Below are 19669 nucleotides of genomic sequence, written 5' to 3'. Positions count from 1 at the left end.
CGACGGTCGTAATCGAGTGTCCTGCGGACTCCCATAGCTCCGGGTAGCGGAGGGCGACAGGCGCCCGTTGGGGCCTCTACCGGCTGGCGTTAGCTGGGGTTTCCGAAGAGCGGGGCCAGCGGCCAGCTCGGCTTGGGCAGCCCCAGTTCCTGCAGGTACGTGATCCGAGCGTTTATGGCAGCCGAGAAGTGCCGCCAGTCGAGGCTGGCGACCGGCTCAGTCGGCTTCGGCTCATCCGCCGACGACGTGACGTAGCAGACCGCGTCGTACAGCTGCTCTGCCATCAGCCGCTGGCAGAAGATCCCAAAGCGGTCCTGGTAGGACTTGCCGTGCCAGATGTCTTCGACGGGGAGGGCCCCCTTGGCCGGCTTGACCGGCCTCCGCGATCCGGCCTCGTCCTGCATGATGAAGAAGTAGCCGAGCCACGGCTTCTCGCCGGGGTAGAGGTCCGCCAGCGCTGCCCTGCGGAGGTCGACAGCGCTGCCGAGCGCCTCCTCCACCCGGTTGTTGTAGTTGTTGCCGAAGGACGGACCACCCAGTGCCTTCAGCTCGAAGGCGGCCACCAGTGTGTTCTCGTACGCGACAACTACGTCCCACTGCTTCTGGGGCCTGTAGTAGCCCGGAAGTTCCAACCCCTGCGACTTGGTGACCCGGATGCTCTCCGGCGGGTAGCCCGCTTCGAGGAAGAACTTCGCCAGGAGGGCTGCGATGGAATCGAAGTGCTTGCCGCCTCTGACGGAACCAGCGGTGCCGGCGCCCACTGCAGCCTTGATCGCCGACTGCGCGTTCTGGGCTTGCTTGACGCCCCAGTACGCGGCGATGGCGTCTTCGAAGTCCTGGCGGCTGACCGTCAAGGTCGGTTCCTCCTAGTTGGGAAGCTCGGTTAGCCCGTAGACGCGCAGCGCTGCCTCGGTGGCCGCCTTCACGTCCCGCTTGTCGAAGGCGTCTGCCAGAGCAGACCGGTCCTCGGCAGCGATGGATTCCGGGTCAGGCACACGGATCTTGCGGAGATACTGCGCCTGGAAGCGAAGCGTTCCCCCGCGCATCTTGACCGCGTATGCCTCCACGAACGCCTCGGCGACCTTGGAGAGGAGCAGGCCGCCAAGTACGCGCATGTCCCAGACGTCCGAGACGATGAAGTACAGGTTGTGGTGAGGGTACAACGCCCCTTCATCGAGCACCGGATGGATCGTCAGTTTCATATCCGGGAAGAGGAGTTTCGGCCTCGTCGTCAGCCTATGGTCGACCTTGTCGATGGTCTTGTACCAGCGGTCCGGCTGCTTGACCGCGACGTACCTCTTGCGCAACACGCCACTGTGCTGGCGGAAGTAGGCCGAGAGCATCGGGTAACCAGCCAGATCGACGAGCTCGCCCTGGGAGTTCCACGGGTTGACCAGGTAAGAGCCGTTCCAGTTAATGGAGCCGCTTGTGGTGTCGCGAACCATGGCCATAGGCAAAAGCCGGTCCTGCTCGACCAGCTCAGCGTCGTCGGTGATGAAGACCTTGTCGGCCCCAGTGGCGATGCCGATGCCGACGCGCGTGCCCGTCGTCATGTCCTCCAGCAAGCGAAACCGCTCGCTGAGATCTTCGAGAACAGCGAGCCTGGCTGGTGAGGCGGCAGGCCAGGAGTCCTCGCCGGGGAACCAGTGCGGCAGGGGGGCCGCCTGGAAGGCCTTGGTTGCAACCGGCTTCCGGTCATCGGCCTCGTACCAAGCGAGGAACTTACGGGCCTCTGATTCCCCGAAGGCGCGGGTCGTATCGGCGGCCACGGCACCGCCTTGCGCCTTCTTGGAAATGATCGTGATCGCAGGGTAGGCCGCGACCTGGTCCTGGAAGGCATCCACGTCGTGCATGACCAGCGCCAGGTCCATGCTGAACTGCTTTGTCACCAGCTGGCGCAGCTTGCGGCCGTACTGGTTCCTCATCCAGCGGTCAGCGCAGATGAAGCCGAGCCGGCCGCCCGGCTGCAAGCTCCGAAGCGCTACCTCGTAGAAGCCGACGTAGATGTCGGCCCGACCACCCATCGTGGAACATGCATCGCGATAGGCATCCATCCGGTCATCGGGCACATCCTCCAGCCTGATGTACGGGGGATTGCCCACCACGAAGTCCGCGCGGTGCTCGGAGTCAGCCTGGAGCAGGTAGTCCCCCTGAGTTACCCAGCTCGAAGCCACCTTCCGAGCATCGTGACGCTCCCACCCCTCGTCGTGTAGCTGCTGCTCGACGAGTCCACGGCTCCCGGCCACGTTCCGCGCGAGCAGGTCGAAGGCCTGGACTGCGCTCACCGCATCGGTGATCGGACGACCGTGAGCTCGGCACGAGGCACTGATCCGCGAGGCAATCACGCCGAGGAACGCTCCCGCACCGCAGGCAGGCTCTACGACTTTCAGCTCCGAGAGATCTTTGTCCGATGTGTAACCGAGTAGATCAAGGATGAGCTCGACCACCCAGCGCCGGGTGAAGACCTCGCCATGCTCGACTGCCTCCGCCGGAACGTCGGGCAGTGCCTGCTTGTCGGTGTCGAAGAGCGCGAGAGTTGCCACGGATCGACCCTACAGTGGGCACCTCGGAGGACGTCTCACGCTCGACACGTTCAGGTGGCATTGAGCATTCGCCATGTCGCTCTCTGCATCGGCCGGGCTGGAGCGCGCTCTTGGGATTCAGCCGACGTAGGGGTAGGTGGCAGCGAGCCGAGTGGCAGCCATCACGTTGGCCAACTCCGGCTTATTCATGATCCAGCCGGTGTCACCACTCGCAACAGCGCGCCGAATGGCGTTGATGACGGCTTCGTCGGCCTCGGCGGGCTGGACCATGTGTGCCCGCATGTAGTGCTTGAAGAGCGCGGGAAGCTGCTGCGGTCGAGTCGCGGTCTTCTCCTTCAGGGAGATGAGAGGGAGGAACCACGTCTCGAACGCCATCTTCGCCCCGGGGCTCGCCTTGTAGGCCTCATACACCGCTCGGAGGTCCGCCGTGTGGTCATAGGGGAGATGTCCGTGCAGGGCGTACTGCAGCCGAGTGCCGAAGTGCTCTCGGAAGTGCTGCCCGTGCGCTGCGATGTGGTTGGCCGCGTTCTGGGTGATGGTCATCACGGCTGTGTCCGCCTGGTGCCTTCGTGCTACGGCGAGGACAGTGGCGTGGATGCCGACCCGTGGGTCGAGGACGAGGCCGGCCAGCCCGAGCGGTGAGAGGTCGATGCCGTGGTCGCGGGTTCGGGTGAGAATCAGGCGCTGGGTAACGTTGCTGGCGGTGTTCTGTAAGTGCTTGGGCTCCTGGCGATGGCTCGCGTGGATGTCCGAGCGGTCGAGGACTGGGCGGTCCTTCGCGAGCTCGGCGACGAGGTGCAGGCCGGTGCAGGGTTGAGTCTCGGTGCTGCCGCAGGCGTTGCAGGGGTGGGTCCCGTTGCCGGTCATGTGACCGCAGACGCGACACGTCGGGACGGTCTCGCGGCTCACCACGAGGGTGCCAGCCCTCAGGTTGCTCTCGATCATCTCCAGGGCCACGCTGGCCACCTCGGCGTCAGCGTCGGTCAGGGTGCCAGCTACCGGCGACTGCCCAGGCGGATACTTGGCTGCTATGAGGTCGGCCTCGAACGCCTCGCGGACCTGCCTCCTGTCCGCCTGGCGATGCCGCAGGTCTCCTGCGAGGGTCACGGTGTTCCACAGGTGGGGCACGGGTGGTGCGCCGATGATGGCGTTCAGGGCTGCGGCGAGTCGAATGCCGACGGCCTTGCCCGGCTTGGTCTCGAAGGTGAAGGGCCCGTTCTGGACGGGTCCGTTGAGGAACAGGTGTCGCACGGGCTCCTCCTAAATCAGCGGGATGGTCGTTCCCGTCCGGACGAACCGGCCGTCTCGCAGGTCGTAGTGGAGGATCGCGGCGTTGGGCATCTTGCCCTTCCGCTCCTCCGCGAGGATCTCCGGAAGCTCGCGGCCTTCGAGCAACGAGCGGAGTGCGACGGCGGCGGTCTGGTGGGTGAATGCGACGACCGTGCAGGGTGTCTGGAGTTCGGACTGAGCCAGGGCGGCGAACTCGGCGGCCCGTTTGCTCACGGCTTCGGCGAGGGACTCGCCACCGCCAGGCGCGGTCCAGATGTGCTTGCGCTGTCTGCGGTCCTCGGCCAGTTCCGGGTAGGTGTCGAACAGTTCGCGCTTGGTCATGTAGGTGGCGTCCCCGTAGTGCTGTTCGTCGAGGAGCGCCGTCTGTTGGGGCCACCCGTCCGGGAGGTCGGGGAGAGCGATCAGCGCGGTGTCGGTCGCCCTCCGGTAGGTCGAGGTGTAGACGTGCGGCTCGTGATTCATGAGGCCCGGGAGCACCTCGGCGAGCCACTGGGCTTGCCGGAAGCCGCGTGGGGTCAGCCCGACGATGCTGCGGGAGATGCTGTGGGCGGCGGCCCCGCTGTACGGACGCGGGTCCTGGTAGAAGCCGTTGTACTTGTCGGCGTTCTCGACGGACTCGGCGTGGCGGACGATGAGTAAGGTCATGGCACGGCTCCTATCCGGCGAGGTTGGCGACGTAGGAGCCGCTGACGGTCCATGGGGTGAGCTCGATGCCGAAGCCGCTGCGTTCGCCGTCCTGGGTGTGGACGAGCTTGCCGGACAGGTGAACGGTGTCTCCGGTGCGGAACGCGCTGGTGTAGGCGCCGAGGTACGAGCGCATGTGGGTGATCCTGCGGGCGAAGGAGTCGGGCTCGTCGATGGTCGAGCTGAGGATGGTCTTGACCTTGATCCCGTAGACCGCCGGGGTGGTGAGGCCCTCGGCGTGGTCGGTGATCTTCGCCAGGAGCGAGACCTCACCGATCTCCTTGGAGGTCACCCGGGAGAAGGTCTTGTCGCGGTCGGAGCGAATCGGCTCGCAGTTGATGTGCGCGCCGGCATTGGCGGTCAGCCCCTGGAGCTTGCGCCTCTCCTGTTTGATGAGCGTGTCGAACGAGCTGCCCTCCATGTACTTCGCCCGCCGGATGTAGAGCCGTGTCAGGTCGTCCCCGTCATACGGCCTGATCAGCTCGGGCTGCTTGAACAACTCCTGCGCGGCCTCGTAGCCCTCCGGCCCGTAGCAGACGAGGTCGATGTCGGAGCGCTCGTTGAAGCAGCCGACGAGGAAGGAGCCGGTGACGCCGATCAGGCCCTTGGCGTCGTTCGCGGTGATCCACTCGGTGATCGCCAGGAGGTCCTTGCCTGCCGGGTTGTCGGCGACCGCGCCGGGGCCCTCGTGGATGGCGGCGAGGGCCTGGCGGCAGGAGTAGTGGACGGCCACGTCCTCGCGCGGGATGCCGGTGATGACGCAGCCGAGGGTGTCGGAGTAGACGTAGCACTCCGGCCTGCCGGCGAGGATGCCGAAGGACTTCGACACGACGCTGTTCTGCCGGTAGGTCCGGTCGAAGAGCCGACGGTCGCCCTTCTCGTCAGGGTGGTACTTGACGTAGCCGAGGTAATGGCTGCCGGGGTGGCTGTCGCCAATGACCTTGAAGACGACTCCGTGGTGGTCCATCAGGTAGTCGCGGTCGCGAACGGTGGGAACCGGCCTACCGGTGCTCAGTGGTAAACCGTTCCAGAGTGGGGAAGGTGTCGGTGTCGATCGTGCTGGACGACTCATACTGATCAAGTCCCATCGTAAATAGGGTGCGGCGGTACTGCCACTTGATGTGCTTGTCGTGCCGTGCGGGGTCGGTGGGCCGCATGAGGGCGAGGAAGAAGAAGCACTTGACGAGCAGGAAGTCGCCCAGGTGCTCGCCCACCCGCTGCCCGATCAGGGAGGCGCTGGTCTCGTCCAGTGCGGCGACGTAGCTGGCGCGCTGCTCGGGGCTGATGCTGTAACCCTTGCCTCCGCCCTTGAAGGCGACGATGTCGAGCGCGGGGTAGACGTCGTAGCCGAGCGGGATGGGGCCGTGGTGTTGCCAGTCGATGACGCCGGCCGCCAGGACGTTGGGCAGGCCGAAGTCCAGGTGCCCGTGAACCGTGGGCAGCAGTGCCATCCGGTCGAGGGCTCGCTTGACCGTGTCGTGGACCCGTGTGGTGTCGAAGTCCGGGTTCTCCTCGAAGACGTCCTTGGCGAAGGCAGCCTTCTCGAACCAGGGCGAGGCGGGCAGCGGGTGCCTGGCCTGGGCCTGCAAGAGCTTGGACGAGACGGCTGCCGCCGTGCTGATCACCTGGTAGCTGACCCGCCCGTCGCGCAGAGCGTCGGCCAGGGCCTCCTCGTGCAGTGAGGCGCTGCCGAGGGAGCGCTCCGTGACGTAGTAGCTCCCGTTCTCCGACCCGCTGTCGACGATCTCCGGGACCGGGTAGCCGAGGCCGGCGGCGAGTCGCTGGAACTCGATCTCCTCGCGCAGGTCCTCGCCCCCGGTCCGCTTGTAGAGCAGGCCGTCTGTCGACTTCCACACCGCGCCTTGCGTGGCCGTTCTGTCCTTCACGAAGTCCCAGTCGCTCATTCATCCATCCTTCCGTAGAGCTGAGTTCAGGTGGAGCATGCGCAGCTGAACCCAGCGGGTTGTGCGAGGGTGGGGCCAGCCGCTCCCGGGGGAAGAGCGACCGGCCCCGTCACCGCCCGGCTGGTGTGCCTTGACCAGTACGGGCGGAGTCGGTGGGCGCGCGGGGCTCGGTGTTCCGAGAACCACTGGTACGCGCGGGCGCTGGGTCGGGTGGGTCGATGGGGCGCGGCCTGGGACGATCGGTCCGGACCATGCTGGCGATCAGGGCGGCTCGGCGCTCCGAGCGAGGGAGCTCGGGTACCACCACGGCTGGGACGGCCAGCTCGGCCCAGACCTTCTTCCCGTGAGTAGTCGGATCGGCGCCCCAGCTCTCCGACAGGTCCTCGATCAGCAGCATGCCTCGACCGCAGGTCAGTTCGCTGCTGCCGAAGTTCGCCGCCCCGGTCGGCATCCTGCGCGACGGATCGTAGACCTCGATCACCACGCGGTCGCCGTCCGGGGAGAGGTAAACACCGGCCAGCAGCCGTCCGGGGGCGTGGATGACCGCGTTGGCAAGGAGCTCGCCGGCAACCAGGGCGATGTCGTCCAGGCCGTCCCCGGTGATTCCCCACGATCGGGCAATGCCTACGACGGCTTCCCGGGCTGGGGGGATGTCGTCCCGCGTGGTGCCGTCGAAGGCGATGCGTCGCGCGAGGGAGGGGGCGCTCATCGGTCACCGTCGCATTCCTGGACCGTGTCGACCACGGTGTTGCACGGCCAGACGCCACAGCCGTGACTGCACTGACCGTCGGCGAACTGGTGACGGCCCAGCACCTCCCGGGCGTTGGCGCTGGCAGCCGCGAGGCGCCGACGGCGCTCGGTGGCGCGGTTTGGGAGGGCCGCCACTCCGCTGATCATCTGCTCTCCGACCGGTACGAGAGGAAGGGCCATGGCGTCCCGCTGGTGCGCGGTGTTTTCTCTCTGCACGTCCGAGCGGAAGGCCATTGGCGCTTCTCCTTAGCCACTGGGTAGAACCACGCTCGCCGGAGACCACGGATGGGCCTCGGGCATGCGGGGTCGGGAGTCGCGAGCTCCAGGGGTGAGTGAGCTGCTGACGCCAAGACAACTCCGTGGCCGAGCCGAGTGGTTAGGTAGCGCGCCAGGTGCGCATGATCCATGCAGATCGTGCATACCGGGTTGTCCTGGTGCGGCTACGCTCGGCCCACCAGGCAGGATCAGCATTGGCAGGAGAAGCCATGTCGCCGACGGCCAAGGCACACTCCGCAGCGGGCGGGATCGGAGAAGTGATCCGCCGCGCACGAGTGTTGAGCGGCCGGACGCAAGAGGATGTGGCCACCGAACTGGGCTACCACCAGTCGAAGATCAGCCGACTTGAGAGCGGCACGGGGACGCAGGACATGGACGTTCTGCGGGCTGTCGCGGCCGTGCTCGACATCCCACTGGGGAGCCTCGGCCTGTCCTCCCATACCAGTGCGGACAGCAGGGCGGACGACATGCACCGTCGGAACTTCTTGGCTGCGAGCGTCGTCGCGCTCGCGGCCCCAGCAGCCCCGCCCAGCGTGGGCATGGAGCTTGTGCAGGCACTTCTGCCTGGACCGCTTCCAGCCAGTGCTCCGCCACAGGCCCAGGCCGCTCTCACCGCGCGACTCTCCCAGGCCCGCAGGCTCTTCTATGCCTGTCGGTATGCCGAGTTGGAAGACGCCCTGCCGTCGCTGATCGCCGACCTTCGCCAGGCCCAGGACGCTGTCCATGGCGGCGACCCGGCGCTGGCAGGTCTGCTCGCGACGGCCTACCAGACCGCGGTGAGTCTGCTCCTGAAGCTGGGCGACCACGGCAACGCCTGGCTAGCGGTCGGCCGGGCGATGGCCGAGGCCGAACGGAGCGGCGATCCCGTCGTCATGGCCTCCAGTGTCCGTGTTCAGGCCCACGTGCTCGCCCGAGACCGGCACACCAAGCCGGCCATCACCCTCATCCGCCACACCGCCGACCAACTCGCCAGCAGCTACGACCGGCGGCCTCCCGCCTACCTCGCAGCGCTCGGCCTCATGCTTCTTCGCGGAGTTACGGCCGCGAGCGCGGGCGGCGATCGCGCCACGACCGCAGAGTTCCTCGCCGAGGCCCAGGAGGTCGCGCACTACGTCGAGCTCGACGCACCGGACGCCTGGGCGAACTTCAGCCCGACCAACGTCGCGCTGCATTCGGTGAGCGCCTCCGTCGTCCTGGGCGATGCGGGAGCGGCGCTCGAAGCCGCTCAGCCCCTGATGCGCCGACGCATCCCCGTTCCTGAACGCCGGGCGGCACTCTGGGTGGAGGCTGCACGGGCATACAGCCAACAGGGCAGACTGGCCGAGGGGTACAAAGCGCTGAGGATCGCGGAGAGCTGTGCGTCGGAGGACATCCGCCGACGCCCTGCCGTGCTGGAGCTGGCCGGTGACATGGCCGCCCGCGACCGGCGCGGCGCGATCCCGGAGCTTCGTCGTTTCTGCCAGGAGTTGGGAGTCCAGGTTTGACCGATCAGCGCGAGCCGTTCCTCTACATCGTCGTCTGTGCCTCAGGCATCGCGGACGATGTAGGCACGCTCATCACCGCCGCCCATGACGAAGGCTGGAAGGTCGGCGTGGTGGCCACCCCCAGCGCACTCGGCTTCATAGACCAGGAGGCCATCGAGACACAGACCGGCTACCCCATCCGCTCGGCCTGGCGCACGCCCAGCGTCCCACAGCCACTGCCGCCGGCAGATGCCATCGCGGTCGCGCCCGCCACCTTCAACACCATCAACAAGTGGGCCGCTGGCATCTCGGACACGCTCGCACTCGGCATCCTCTGCGAGGCGTACGGACTCGGCATCCCGACCGCCATCCAGCCGTACGTGAACTCCGCCCAGGCGGCTCATCCGGCATACGACGAGAGCCTGGCCCGGCTCCGTTCGATGGGCGTCCTGATCGGCGACTACGTGCCCCACATGCCCAAGGCGGGCGGAGGCCGCGACAGCTACAGCTGGACGCACGTCCTCGACCTGCTCCGCCCAGCTGTGAACCTCGGCGCGCGGTAGCGAGGGGTTGGCCACTGGCATCGAGAGAAGACGTCCGGCACCGCATTGCTCGTAGTGCCGGACTGCTGCTTGTGTCAGGTTGAGATCGTTCCTGGCGACCGAAGACGACAGAGCCAGCACCACCGCGCTGGTGTCGGTTCGATTGCTGATCAGTTCGGCGAGAGCCCTGCCGTCCTTGCCACTTCTGGCGTTCACCAGGTCGCGGGCGGCGGTGCGAAGGCTGGCGGCGGCTTGATGCTCAGAGCGGATCTGGGATCACTGAGTGCGGGCGAACGCCCCCTGAAGTGATCCGGAGTTCGGCGCGCAGGTCGGCGGGTGCGGTCTGTGCGGTGGCCTCGATCAATTCGCTGAGCACGATGATCTGGGCCTGGGCCAGGTTGCCGTCGCCCCCGCTGCCGCCAGCGGTGAGGTCTTCGGACAGTGGGTCGAGGGCGTCGGTGGTGCTGCCAGGGGGCACTGGGCCGGGTGCCGGCCAACCTTGAGCTGTTCCTCGGCGCGCGCTGTGGCTGCAACCCGTGGCACACGTGACCATTCTCGTCGGTGAACGGCACGTCGACGACCTCGTCCTCCGGTAGGTTCCAAGACGGTTGCGGCACCGTGCCGCCAAGCCCGCGGAGGCCCAATGACGAATCTCGATGGCAGCGTGGCCAGCAGGTGAGCCCCGTGACCACCGGCAGTGCACGGCGATTGCTGCTACGAGCCCTCACTCCCATGTTGATCACTCTCGTGTTGGTGGGCTCCCTCTGGCTGCTGTGGCGCGGCCCATGGGAACTGGACCGGGTGGAGCTAAACGGCCTCAGGGACAGCGGACCCAAAGCGACCGTTGTCGCGGGTTTCCGCACTGCGGTCGTTGCACTCCTGGTTGCTTCGGCGGGTGCCGTTGGTCTCTTCTTCACTGGCAGGACACTCAGAGTCACCCAAGAGAACCTGAGGGTGGCTCAAGAGACTCTTCAACACAATCGCGAGAAAGATCAGCGGCAGGAAGGATCGCTCGCGAGAACCAGGTGACCGACCGATACATCAAGGCGATCCAGCAGCTCGGATCCAGTCAGCTGAGCGTGCGCATCGGCGGTGTATACGCCCTCGAACGGATCATGCACGACTCCCCGGCGGATCACGCAGCGATCGTCGAGGTGGTGATCGCGTTTATTCGCGAGCATGCGACAGTGCCCAGCGAGGAGCAGCTTCTGCAGCGTCAAAAGCTGCCCCCAGCCTTGCGGTTCCGACCCCCCACTGACGTCGAAGCCGGACTCGCCGTTTTGCGCCGTCGGCCCGACCGGGAGGAGTCAGGCCCCATTGACCTCGCCGGGGCCTACCTCGTTGGGGCCGAGCTGAGGGGCGCTCGCTTGAACGGGGCCAATCTCATCGACACAAATCTGGCCTTCGCCAAGCTCACCGGGGCGCACCTCCCGGACGTCCGTCTCGACCGAGCTGACCTTCGCGCCGCTTGGCTGAATCGCGCCATGCTGGATGGTGCCCATCTGACGCAAGCGCGGCTTCCTGCAGCACACTTGACCGGGGCAAGCCTGCGCGGCGCCGATCTCAAGTTGATCGACCAGGCAGGTTCGGCTTCCTTCGTCGACGCTGATCTCACTGGGGCGAACCTCTCCAATGCCCGCCTGAGCGAGGCTGACTGGACGCGTACCCGGCTCGATGAAGCGCTGCTCTATCAGACGCATCTCGAAGGAGCCGACCTCCGTCAAGTTATGGGCTTGACCCACGAGCAAATCTCGCATGCGGTCACCGACTCGACGACCCAGCTCCCCGACTGGCTGGCGAACCCCCCTGCCCCGGAGGCCGCCGGGGATTGAACTTGTCGGGATGGAGCGGCCCGGATCGCTTGGCGGTCAGGGAGGGTAGGGCGTATCGGCGGGTCTGGCATGGGGGTACTCCTGGCCGGTCGGCCACGGTGGCGACACGACGAGGCTTCCGGTGGTCGGGAAGGCTCCCGACCACCGGAAGCGACGCCAAGCTGTATTTCACTGGGCACCCCGCCATGCGGACGGGCGCCGCTGATGGCCACTCAATGGTCGGCCGTCATCTCTTACCTGCGGCGATGCTGGCGGTTCTCAGTCGGGACAGCGAACGTCGGTACCGCGGGCTCGGGCGTCCGCCGCTGCGGGAGGGCAGCCAGGGTGCTAGAGCGCAGGCGGGCGGCTTCGGCGACCCGGCTGGGGACGGGGTTGCGGCTGGTGTGCTGGATGCGGCTGATGAGGACCTTGGCGGGCAGGCGGGCGGTGGCCAGCTCGCGTCGCTCGACGGCCTGGGCGAGGAGCTGGTGGGGCTGGTGGCCGCCGGCTTCGGCATCAGCGAGGACGGTGGCCAGGGCTGGCCAGTTGGGGTCGGCAAGGATCCGCTCGGCGTGCTCGGGGACAGCTGCGCGGACGTCGTGAGCGAGAGTGTTGCGGGTCTCCTCCTTGGGCTGTCGGTGGACGAGGGCGGCGAACTGCGGTGCGGCGGCCTGGTCGTAGGCGGCCTCAAGGTGCCGAACGGCCCGGTGGGCGGCTTCGGCCTGCTGCTGGTGGCCTCGGGCCTGGTGCCAGCGTCCGGCGAGGATCGCGGCCCAGACGAGGGTGGCGAGCAGGACGGCGAGGGTGCTGCCGTCGGGTCCGTCGGCGGCGCGCACGATGTCGCGGGCCGCGTGACGAAGGCCGGCTGCGGCCTGGTGCTCGGCGCGGACCTGGGAGCGCTGGGCGCGCGCGAACACGCGGGTAGCGACTCGAAGTTCGCCGCGCAGGTCGGCGGGTGCGACCTGCGCGGTGGCCTCGATCAGTTCGCCGAGCGCGGTGATCTGGGCCTGCGCGCGGGAGCCGTCACCGCTCCCGCCACCGGCGCTCGACTCGCCGTCTGCCAAGTCGTCGTGGAGGGTGTCGAGGGCGTCGGTGGCGCGCTGCCACGTGTTGCTGGGCCGGTTGCGGCGCGCCGTCGGGTGCTCGGTCGGCTGGCCGTCTTCGAGGAGGGCCTGGAGCTTGGGCAGGGAGAGGTCGGGTGAGATCTTCCCGCCGGGAAGGTAGATCTGCCTGCCGTTCTTGTCGAGGTCGCCGGGGCGGCCGACGGAGTAGCCCTGGAGGTCCCCGGACGGCAGGCGGCGGATCTTCACCTCGACGCCGTCCGCCTGGAGGTAGGCGAGGAACTGTTCGGCGTTGGCTGCGTGGGGGATGGCGGCGCGGATGCGCTCCTGCAGCCACTGCCTGCTGGTCTGTTCCCAGCCGAGCCGTGCCGCCTTGTGCATCTCGGCCTGGGTGGGCCGCTTGTCGGCGGTGCCGTCGCCGGTGCCGAGCCTGCGCAGGCCGTAGTCCCTCTCGATCTCGCGGCACTCGGCTCCGGCGCGTCGGCCGCTGTTGTTGAGCTTGGGGCGGCGGCCATCCTCGCGGACGGTGGTGGCGAGGATGTGGATGTGGTCGTCCGCCTGGCGTACGGCCAGCGGCAGGCCAGTTCGTCGCCTTCGGGGGCGATGCCGGTGGCGTGGACGATGCGGCGGGCGATGTCGGCCCACTCGGCGTCGGAGAGCTCGCGGTCTTCGGGTGCGGCGCGTACGGGGCAGTGCCAGACGTGGCCGGTGATCTTCTGGCCGGCCTCGCTGTTGCGCAGGCGCACGGGCTCGTCGAGGTGGCGGGCGAGTTGGGTGAGCGTAGTGCGCGGGTCGCGACCGGGGTCGGGCATACCCAGCATGGCGAAGCCGGAGACGATGTGCGGGTCGTGGTGTTCGTCGTGCCGGCCGCGCCCGTAGAGGTAGGCAAGCAGTCCGCGGGTGTTCGATCCGGGGTCCTTGATCGGCGCGATCACGGTGGTCAGGCCTCCTCGATCTTCTGGCGGCTGTCGGCGGGCGGCTGGTAGCCGCCGTTGAGGGCACGGGCGATCTGGTTGATGTTGTGGCCGATGCCGTTGAGGGCGCGCAGGACCTGGGCGCGGAAGACGTGGGTGTGACGGCGTTCCTCCGCCAGCGGCAGGTCGATGAAGAACTGGCCGTCGACGAAGGCCAGGACTACATCCGCGGCGAACCCGGACTCACCCCAGTAGTCGTTGGCGGCCGTGGCCACCTGCAGCCGGATGCGCTCCTCGGGTGTGAACCGCAGCGGACCGACGCGCTCGGTGCGCTTGTCACCGGTGAAGCGGCGGATCGCCGGCTGGACGCTCTGCACGGCAGGCACGCTGTCGGCGGCGTCGGTGGTGTCGGTGCTGCCCGCGCACATCCGGCCGTCGACTGACCGCGAGCTCTCACACGAAGCCGCCTGCTCGCGATCCGCCTTCTCGTTCTGCGGACCGGTCTGCTCGGCGCGCAGGCGATTCATCAGCTCGGTGAAGCGCGCGCTGCTGATCGGGAGGCAGGCCTCGCGGGTGGCCTTCTGGACCACGGCGACGGTGACGCCGTGCTGGGCTACGGCTGGACGCGCGACCCTCAGAAGCTCGTCCATGCTCGCGGCCGGCGGACGACCGGTGCGCTTGCGCGGTGCGATGAGCTCGCGGTCCGCGCGTGGGGCGTCGGCGAAGGCCGACGGTTCAGCCTGGTCGTCGCCGCCGACCGGCTCTGGCTCCGGTCCCGGCTCGGCCTCGCGATCGGCCGGAAGAATGCGGTCGGCGTCGTGGTCGTCCGGCTGGGCTGCAGCCTCGGTGGTCTCGACGGAAGGGCTGCGGTCGGCCGTGGCCGTTCGAGTGGCGGGCTCCCACTCGGTTCGGCTCGCGGTGTGACGGGAGACGATGATGCCGAGGTGGACGGACCCGGCGAGGGCGAGCGGGGCGATCATGGAGAGCGCGCCGACTGGCGTGTCGCCGAGGTGCAGTCCGAGGCCGATCGGGCTCTGGTCGTTCAGGCGGACGGCGTGGAGGATGTTGGCCCACACGCTGGCGGCGGTGGAGGCCAGGAAGAGGCCCCACACGTAGGCGCGGGCGGTGAACGGCGCTGTCCGCAGGACGAGCAGTGCTCGGACGCCGTATGTGATGAACCCGTCGATGATCAGCGGGAAGACGTAGGTCAGCGGGCCGCGGACCTGGATCGCCTCGGCGGTCTGGCGCAGAGCGTCGTAGGAGAGCGCGAAGCCAGCCAGGGCGAGGAGACCGATGATGGCGTGGTCACAGACGGTCACGCGGCTGGAGGCCGACCCGGTCGGCGGTGCGGTGGCAGGCATGGTGATGGGGTCCTTGCGGTGTGCGGGCTGGTGGGGGTGCTGCTGGGATCCGTCTCTGCCGTCTTGGCCGTTGCCACCGCAGGTCAGGGCGGGTACGGCAGGGGCAGGCTCGGGCGGCCTGTGGCGTCTTGGGCGAAGGTGCTGCCGTCTTGGCGAGGCGGCTGCTTCCGTCTTGGGCCTGCTTGCCGTCTCGGCGGCGGGTGCTGTGACCTGCGGTGTTACGGCAGGGGACAGTAGGTACGGCACAAGACGGGTGCGGGTGCCGTCCCCGGCTGGGCCCTGCCGCCGACGCGGTCGGTGCGGTCGGCGGCAGGACAGGACGGTGTCGCCTGACGTGCCGTCTTGAGCCCGGTTGCCGTCTCGGCGGCGGGTGCTGTGACCTGCGGTGTTACGGCGGGGACGGCAAGTGCGGCAACCCGGTAGAGGTGGTCAGCTCTCGCTCGCCTCCCCGGCGTCGAGCGGGTGGACGGTCGGGCAGTAGCGCCGCCAGGCGTCGGCGAACTTGTTGCGCGTGTAGCCCTTGCGCTGGGTATCGCCGACGCGCACGTTGCCCGAGGAGATGCCGTAGTCACGGAGCATCGCTCCGAGCCCACGCGGTGTCAGGCCGCCCCGTCCGTGCTCGGCCCAGGGCGCCTCGTGGTCGTTGTTCAGTGCGATCAGAAGGTGGTCAGTGGAGAGGCTGTCCGGGTCGCCGCTGCCGACGAAGATCCGCCGGATGTCGGCGAGGATCCTCGCGCCGCTGGGGTTCTCCTCCTCGGCCTGGGCCTCGGAGGCAACCATGCGGGCGCACGCCTGCCGGGCCAGGCGCGGCCAGGGGCCGCCCGCGAGGTCCGCGATGATCACCAGGGGCTCCCAGGTGTCGGCGGCGCGGTCCTCCACCGGCAGATCCGGCTCCAGGAGTTCGGCCTTCTCGGCCAGGGGTTTGGTCCACAGGGCGAGCTTCGCGCGGATCTCGTGCAGGGCGGGGCTGTCGCGCTTGGTGCGGTACGGCGAGACGCGCTCGCCCTCGGCGCGGCGGCGCATCCGGATGACGATCGAGCGGTCCATGATCGTGTCGGGCAGGTCGCCGATGCCCGCGATGGCCGCCATCGCGAAGGTGGGGAACGCGTGAGGCGTGTGGTCGTTGCCGACCACGCGCAGCACCGGGCGGTCCTTCTGGTGCCCGGCGTTAAGCAGGCCGCGCATCTCCTCGTTCTTCTCGGCCATCTTCGGAGTGCCGAAGATGGTGTCGGCCTCGTCGACCAGGAGCGTCGGCGGCTCGGCCGTGATCGAGCGGAAGACCGCCGCCGGTGTGGAGTTGACCGTGATCACCGGCTTGTGGACGGTCTCGGTCAGGACGTCGAGCAGGCGGGACTTGCCGCACCGCTTGGCGGGTCCGACCACCGCCAGGCGCGGGGCGTGTTGCCACGCGGTCTGCAGGTGGGTCGCCGCGACCCACAGCGTGGCGGCGTCCAGCGCCTCCTCGGAGGGCAGGATCACGAACCTGGCGATCAGGGCCTTGAGCTGCGCGAGCAGGTCGGCTCCCCCGGTCGCCGGGGCGTCCGGCATCGCGTCGAGGCCGGTTGGCCCGGCGGGCTCGGCCGGTGCGGTGGGCTCCGACTCTCCACAGGCTGTGGCCGCAGGCTGCGGCTCGGTGGGGTGGTGCTGGCCAGGCAGGCCGGGCATCGCGACTGGTGGCCACGACGCGATGCGGGATGCGTCAGTGGTGCGCGGGGACGTAGCGTTCAAGGTGCACTCCTCCTGGCGGAGCACAGGGCTGGCAGGCCCTGCTCCACCGGCTCGAATCGGTTTGGCGTGGACGGGGTGTTCATGGCCCTCGGCGTTGTCGCGCCGAGGGCCGTTTTTCGTACAGGAGTCGGGCCCATCAGGCCCCTAGCGCCCAGTTGGCGCGCTCGTCGAGCAGTTCCTGGTCGAAGCGGGTGAGCTCGGCCTCCGGGTACAGGACACGGCGGCCGACCTTCACACCTCGCGGGCCGTAGCCGATGTGCCGCCAGTAGCGCACCGTGCTCTCGGCGGTGCGGTATCGCTCGGCGACCTCCGACGTGGTGAGGTAGCGATCCATGATTTTCCCTTTCGACTAGCTCGCGTTCCCTTCTGCACAGGTTGTACCGCGCGGAGAGCTGCTAGTCAAACGGGAAAGGATGTGCTTCAATCGGGATAGCCACGAGACACGATGGAGGGCTGCATGTCCGGAGAGCCGGGCAGGGGCGAAGCGCCACTGTTGTACAGCGAAGGCAACGCGGCGGCGCGCGTCGCGTTGGAACGTGAGGTCAGAGGGTGGAGCACCACCGAGCTGGCCGCGCGGATGACCAAGGCCGGCGTCCCGATGAACCAGACGGCGGTCTGGCGTATCGAGAACGGAAATCCCCGCCGCAAGATCACCTTGGACGAGGCCCTCGGCTTCGCTCGCGTCTTCGAGCTGCCGTTGGAGGAGCTCATGTCGCCGCCACTAGAGGGCGTCGACATCGAGGGGAGACGCGTCGTCCAGGAGGCCGTCGAAGCGTTCTACGAGGCCCGCGATGCGCAGGACCGCCTGCACCACGCCGTCGTCGCCATCGCCGACTACATCGCAGCCCATCCCGACAGCTCGACGGGCATCCACGAGCAATGCCTCCGCCTCATGGGCGAGGAACGCGATGCCCGCGCCCTCACCGAGTACATCGAGAGCGGCGGCTACTACTAACTACCAGAGGAGGAAACCAACTTGGCGAATATCCAGAAGCGCCCCAACAACAAGTGGCGCGCCCGGTACCGCGACCTCGACGGCAAGGAACACGCCCGTCACTTCGACCGCAAGATCGACGCCCAGCGGTGGCTCGACGAAGTCACGGCCAGCCTGGTCACCGGCCAGTACGTGGACCCCCGGTCGACCAAGAAGCCGTTCAAGGACTACGCCGAGGAGTGGCGCACCCGTCAGCCCCACCGGCCCTCGACGGCCAAGGCTGTCGCCCAGCATCTCCGGTGCTACGTGTACCCAGCCTGGGAGAAGCGAGCGCTGGGGGCCATAAAGCCGGGCGATGTTCAGAGCTGGGTGACCGGCCTCTCGACCACCCACAACCTCGCGGCAAGCACAACGCGGACCGTCTTCAACACGGTCAACGCGGTCTTCCGGGCGGCTGTCCGCGACCGCATGATCCCTCACAACCCTTGCGAGGACGCGAAGTTGCCGTCGGTGCCCCGCAAGCGGATCGTGCCGCTGCCGGTGAATCAGGTCCGCCGTCTGGCAGCGGAGATCCCTGCCCGCTACAGGGGTCTGGTCCTGCTGGGCGCTGCCACCGGACTTCGTCCGGGTGAACTCTTCGGGCTCCAGCTCCGGCACGTCGATCTGCTGCATGCGACGGTCTCGGTGGAGCAACAGATCCAGCAGGCAGCGAAGCACGGGGTGTACGTCGGGCCGCCGAAGACCGCGCGCTCGTATCGCACCGTGCCTTTGCCGAGGATCGCGGTCGACGCTCTCAAGGCGCACCTGCGGGACTTCCCCGTCAACGCCCCGGAGGGCTAGCTCTTCACCGCTCCCCAAGGCGGTCCGGTGGTCTACACCCACTTCATGGACGGCTCATGGCGGACCGCCTGCGAGAAGGCCGGCATATCGAAGGGCACCGGCCCACATGCCCTGCGGCATCACTACGCCAGCCTGCTGATCAAGCACGGCGAGTCGGTGAAGACCGTCTCCGAGCGACTTGGCCACACCAACGCGGCCATGACGCTGAACATCTACACGCACCTCTGGCCCGACTCCGAGGAGCGGACCCGGGCCGCCGTCGACAAGGCTTACGCCGACGGCGGTCCGCACCAGGGCGATCTACCGACCACTGAAGCGGCGTAACCGAGCCCGGTGCGTTGGCTGAGGTTGGCACGCTTGCGGACCCCATGCGGACCGCAAGGCCGCCCAACCCGCTCCGCCGCAGGTCAGACGGCCTTTCCGCCAGTCGATTAGACGTTGAAGCGGAACTCCACCACGTCGCCGTCCTGCATGACGTACTCCTTGCCCTCGATGCGGGCCTTGCCCTTGGCGCGGGCCTCGGCGATGGAGCCGGTCTCGACCAGGTCGGCGAAGGAGATGACCTCGGCCTTGATGAAGCCCTTCTGGAAGTCGGTGTGGATCACACCGGCCGCCTCGGGGGCCGTGGCGCCCTTCTTGATGGTCCAGGCGCGGGTTTCCTTGGGACCGGCGGTCAGGTAGGTCTGCAGGCCGAGGGTGTCGAAGCCGACCCGGCCGAGGGTCGCGAGACCGGGCTCGTCCTGGCCCATGGACTGGAGGAGTTCGAGGGCCTCGTCGTCCTCCAGCTCGATCAGCTCGGACTCGATCTTGGCGTTGAGGAAGATCGCCTCGGCGGGGGCGACCAGGGCGCGCTGGGCGTCCTTGAACTCCTCGTCGGCCAGCTCGGCCTCGTCCACGTTGAAGACATAGAGGAACGGCTTCGCGGTGAGCAGGTGCAGCTCGCGGACCAGGGTGGTGTCGAAGCCCGCCTCGAAGAGGGTCTTGCCGGTCTCCAGGATCGCCTGCGCCGCTTCGGTCGCGGCCAGCACGGGCGCCGTGTCCTTCTTGAGGCGGGCCTCCTTCTGGAGGCGCGGCAGCACCTTCTCGATGGTCTGGAGGTCCGCCAGGATCAGCTCGGTGTGGATGGTCTCGATGTCGTCCTTGGGCGAGACCTTCCCGTCCACGTGGACCACGTCCGGGTCGGTGAAGGCCCGGACGACCTGGCAGATCGCGTCCGACTCGCGGATGTTGGCGAGGAACTTGTTGCCCAGGCCCTCACCCTCGCTCGCGCCGCGCACGATGCCCGCGATGTCCACGAAGTCCACGGTCGCCGGGAGGATCCGCTGCGAGCCGAAGATCTCGGCCAGCTTGGCCAGCCGGGCATCCGGGACACCGACGACGCCGACGTTGGGCTCGATGGTGGCGAACGGGTAGTTGGCCGCCAGCACGTCGTTCTTGGTCAGGGCGTTGAAAAGAGTCGACTTGCCGACGTTGGGCAGGCCGACGATTCCGATCGTGAGCGACATGAAGCGCAGTCCCGTGGGCTTGGAGGAGTGGAGCGGCACCAGAGGGGCCGATCCCCCAGTCTA

General features: G+C 68.1%; 18 protein-coding genes and 3 pseudogenes. 6 read left to right on the top strand and 15 right to left on the bottom strand.

The features are described from left to right. Positions 1 to 89: 89 nt before the first annotated feature. From P3T39_RS00580 to P3T39_RS00545, 8 genes are all read right to left on the bottom strand, one after another. Positions 90 to 854, bottom strand: coding sequence for a PaeR7I family type II restriction endonuclease (locus tag P3T39_RS00580; protein WP_280695207.1), 765 nt, complete (start codon positions 852 to 854; stop codon positions 90 to 92). A gap of 12 nt (positions 855 to 866) precedes the next feature. Further along, on the bottom strand, positions 867 to 2543 hold the full coding sequence (locus P3T39_RS00575; protein ID WP_280695206.1) for an Eco57I restriction-modification methylase domain-containing protein: 1677 nt from the start codon (positions 2541 to 2543) through the stop codon (positions 867 to 869). A 117-nt stretch (positions 2544 to 2660) separates the two neighbouring features. Continuing rightward, complete coding sequence (locus P3T39_RS00570) at positions 2661 to 3794, bottom strand: hypothetical protein (protein WP_280695205.1); 1134 nt, start codon at positions 3792 to 3794, stop codon at positions 2661 to 2663. A 9-nt stretch (positions 3795 to 3803) separates the two neighbouring features. Further along, positions 3804 to 4478 carry a histidine phosphatase family protein gene (locus P3T39_RS00565; protein WP_280695204.1) on the bottom strand — a complete coding sequence of 225 codons (675 nt, stop codon included), beginning with the start codon at positions 4476 to 4478 and terminating at the stop codon, positions 3804 to 3806. A gap of 10 nt (positions 4479 to 4488) precedes the next feature. Continuing rightward, positions 4489 to 5484, bottom strand: a complete 996-nt coding sequence (locus P3T39_RS00560) for a nucleotidyltransferase domain-containing protein (RefSeq protein WP_280695203.1) — start codon at positions 5482 to 5484, stop codon at positions 4489 to 4491. Between the two features lie 34 nt (positions 5485 to 5518). Next, positions 5519 to 6421, bottom strand: coding sequence for a phosphotransferase (locus P3T39_RS00555; protein WP_280695202.1), 903 nt, complete (start codon positions 6419 to 6421; stop codon positions 5519 to 5521). A 109-nt stretch (positions 6422 to 6530) separates the two neighbouring features. Next, entirely contained in the window at positions 6531 to 7130 is a 600-nt protein-coding gene (locus P3T39_RS00550) for an ATP-binding protein (RefSeq protein ID WP_280695201.1), read from the bottom strand. Further along, the gene (locus P3T39_RS00545) at positions 7127 to 7405 is read right to left on the bottom strand and encodes a hypothetical protein (RefSeq protein ID WP_280695200.1); all 279 of its coding nucleotides are present in this window, start codon (positions 7403 to 7405) and stop codon (positions 7127 to 7129) included. Before P3T39_RS00545 ends, P3T39_RS00550 begins: the two co-directional genes overlap by 4 nt. Positions 7406 to 7656: 251 nt before the next feature. Here P3T39_RS00545 and P3T39_RS00540 point away from each other — a divergent pair, with 251 nt between their 5' ends. Together P3T39_RS00540 and P3T39_RS00535 are read left to right on the top strand one after the other, a co-directional pair. Then, the gene (locus P3T39_RS00540) at positions 7657 to 8931 is read left to right on the top strand and encodes a helix-turn-helix transcriptional regulator (protein ID WP_280695199.1); all 1275 of its coding nucleotides are present in this window, start codon (positions 7657 to 7659) and stop codon (positions 8929 to 8931) included. Continuing rightward, entirely contained in the window at positions 8928 to 9473 is a 546-nt protein-coding gene (locus P3T39_RS00535) for a flavoprotein (protein WP_280695198.1), read from the top strand. Before P3T39_RS00540 ends, P3T39_RS00535 begins: the two co-directional genes overlap by 4 nt. A 238-nt stretch (positions 9474 to 9711) precedes the next feature. Here the strand turns inward: P3T39_RS00535 and P3T39_RS00530 are convergent, their stop codons facing one another. After that, positions 9712 to 9930, bottom strand: a complete 219-nt coding sequence (locus P3T39_RS00530; RefSeq protein WP_280695197.1) for a hypothetical protein — start codon at positions 9928 to 9930, stop codon at positions 9712 to 9714. 547 nt (positions 9931 to 10477) lie between these two features. On the opposite strand from P3T39_RS00530, the gene P3T39_RS00525 reads away from it, so the two are divergent. After that, complete coding sequence (locus P3T39_RS00525) at positions 10478 to 11284, top strand: pentapeptide repeat-containing protein (RefSeq protein ID WP_280695195.1); 807 nt, start codon at positions 10478 to 10480, stop codon at positions 11282 to 11284. Between the two features lie 233 nt (positions 11285 to 11517). On the opposite strand, the pseudogene P3T39_RS00520 reads toward P3T39_RS00525, so the two are convergent. The 5 genes and pseudogenes from P3T39_RS00520 to P3T39_RS00500 form a co-directional block, all read right to left on the bottom strand. Next, positions 11518 to 13259 (bottom strand): annotated as a pseudogene (locus tag P3T39_RS00520) (mobilization protein). 11 nt (positions 13260 to 13270) lie between these two features. Next, positions 13271 to 13621, bottom strand: a pseudogene (locus P3T39_RS00515) (MobC family plasmid mobilization relaxosome protein); the annotation flags it as partial. Positions 13622 to 14257: 636 nt separating this feature from the next. Continuing rightward, a pseudogene (locus P3T39_RS00510) lies at positions 14258 to 14599 on the bottom strand (DUF2637 domain-containing protein); the annotation flags it as partial. A gap of 429 nt (positions 14600 to 15028) precedes the next feature. After that, entirely contained in the window at positions 15029 to 16264 is a 1236-nt protein-coding gene (locus P3T39_RS00505; RefSeq protein WP_280695193.1) for a DUF3631 domain-containing protein, read from the bottom strand. A 199-nt stretch (positions 16265 to 16463) separates the two neighbouring features. Beyond that, positions 16464 to 16661 carry a helix-turn-helix domain-containing protein gene (locus tag P3T39_RS00500; RefSeq protein WP_280695192.1) on the bottom strand — a complete coding sequence of 66 codons (198 nt, stop codon included), beginning with the start codon at positions 16659 to 16661 and terminating at the stop codon, positions 16464 to 16466. A gap of 123 nt (positions 16662 to 16784) precedes the next feature. Between P3T39_RS00500 and P3T39_RS00495 the strand changes: the two genes are divergently transcribed. From P3T39_RS00495 to P3T39_RS37485, 3 genes are read left to right on the top strand one after another with little or no spacing between them, the layout of a single operon-like run. Then, positions 16785 to 17282: a helix-turn-helix transcriptional regulator gene (locus P3T39_RS00495; protein WP_280695191.1), complete on the top strand. Its 498-nt coding sequence runs from the start codon at positions 16785 to 16787 to the stop codon at positions 17280 to 17282. A 21-nt stretch (positions 17283 to 17303) separates the two neighbouring features. Beyond that, positions 17304 to 18101, top strand: coding sequence for a site-specific integrase (locus P3T39_RS37490; protein WP_348534291.1), 798 nt, complete (start codon positions 17304 to 17306; stop codon positions 18099 to 18101). A 27-nt stretch (positions 18102 to 18128) separates the two neighbouring features. After that, positions 18129 to 18425: a tyrosine-type recombinase/integrase gene (locus P3T39_RS37485; RefSeq protein ID WP_348534290.1), complete on the top strand. Its 297-nt coding sequence runs from the start codon at positions 18129 to 18131 to the stop codon at positions 18423 to 18425. A 107-nt stretch (positions 18426 to 18532) separates the two neighbouring features. Here P3T39_RS37485 and ychF read toward each other — a convergent pair whose 3' ends face one another. Further along, a complete protein-coding gene (ychF, locus tag P3T39_RS00485; RefSeq protein ID WP_280695190.1) occupies positions 18533 to 19606 on the bottom strand; it encodes a redox-regulated ATPase YchF in 1074 nt (357 codons plus the stop codon). Positions 19607 to 19669: the final 63 nt, after the last annotated feature.

The sequence above is a fragment of the Kitasatospora sp. GP82 genome (assembly GCF_029892105.1).
GTDB lineage: Bacteria > Actinomycetota > Actinomycetes > Streptomycetales > Streptomycetaceae > Kitasatospora.
Note: the sequence above shows the minus strand (reverse complement) of the source record. Positions and strands in the feature narration are given on the sequence as shown.

Excerpts from the sequence above, each read along its gene's own strand:
- P3T39_RS00565 (WP_280695204.1), bottom strand. The coding sequence starts at position 4,478 with ATGACCTTACTCATCGTCCGCCACGCCGAGTCCGTCGAGAACGCCGAC.
- P3T39_RS00560 (WP_280695203.1), bottom strand. The coding sequence starts at position 5,484 with ATGGACCACCACGGAGTCGTCTTCAAGGTCATTGGCGACAGCCACCCC.
- P3T39_RS00555 (WP_280695202.1), bottom strand. The coding sequence starts at position 6,421 with ATGAGCGACTGGGACTTCGTGAAGGACAGAACGGCCACGCAAGGCGCG.
- P3T39_RS00550 (WP_280695201.1), bottom strand. The coding sequence starts at position 7,130 with ATGAGCGCCCCCTCCCTCGCGCGACGCATCGCCTTCGACGGCACCACG.
- P3T39_RS00545 (WP_280695200.1), bottom strand. The coding sequence starts at position 7,405 with ATGGCCTTCCGCTCGGACGTGCAGAGAGAAAACACCGCGCACCAGCGG.
- P3T39_RS00540 (WP_280695199.1), top strand. The coding sequence starts at position 7,657 with ATGTCGCCGACGGCCAAGGCACACTCCGCAGCGGGCGGGATCGGAGAA.
- P3T39_RS00505 (WP_280695193.1), bottom strand. The coding sequence starts at position 16,264 with ATGCCCGGCCTGCCTGGCCAGCACCACCCCACCGAGCCGCAGCCTGCG.
- P3T39_RS00500 (WP_280695192.1), bottom strand. The coding sequence starts at position 16,661 with ATGGATCGCTACCTCACCACGTCGGAGGTCGCCGAGCGATACCGCACC.
- P3T39_RS00495 (WP_280695191.1), top strand. The coding sequence starts at position 16,785 with ATGTCCGGAGAGCCGGGCAGGGGCGAAGCGCCACTGTTGTACAGCGAA.
- ychF (WP_280695190.1), bottom strand. The coding sequence starts at position 19,606 with ATGTCGCTCACGATCGGAATCGTCGGCCTGCCCAACGTCGGCAAGTCG.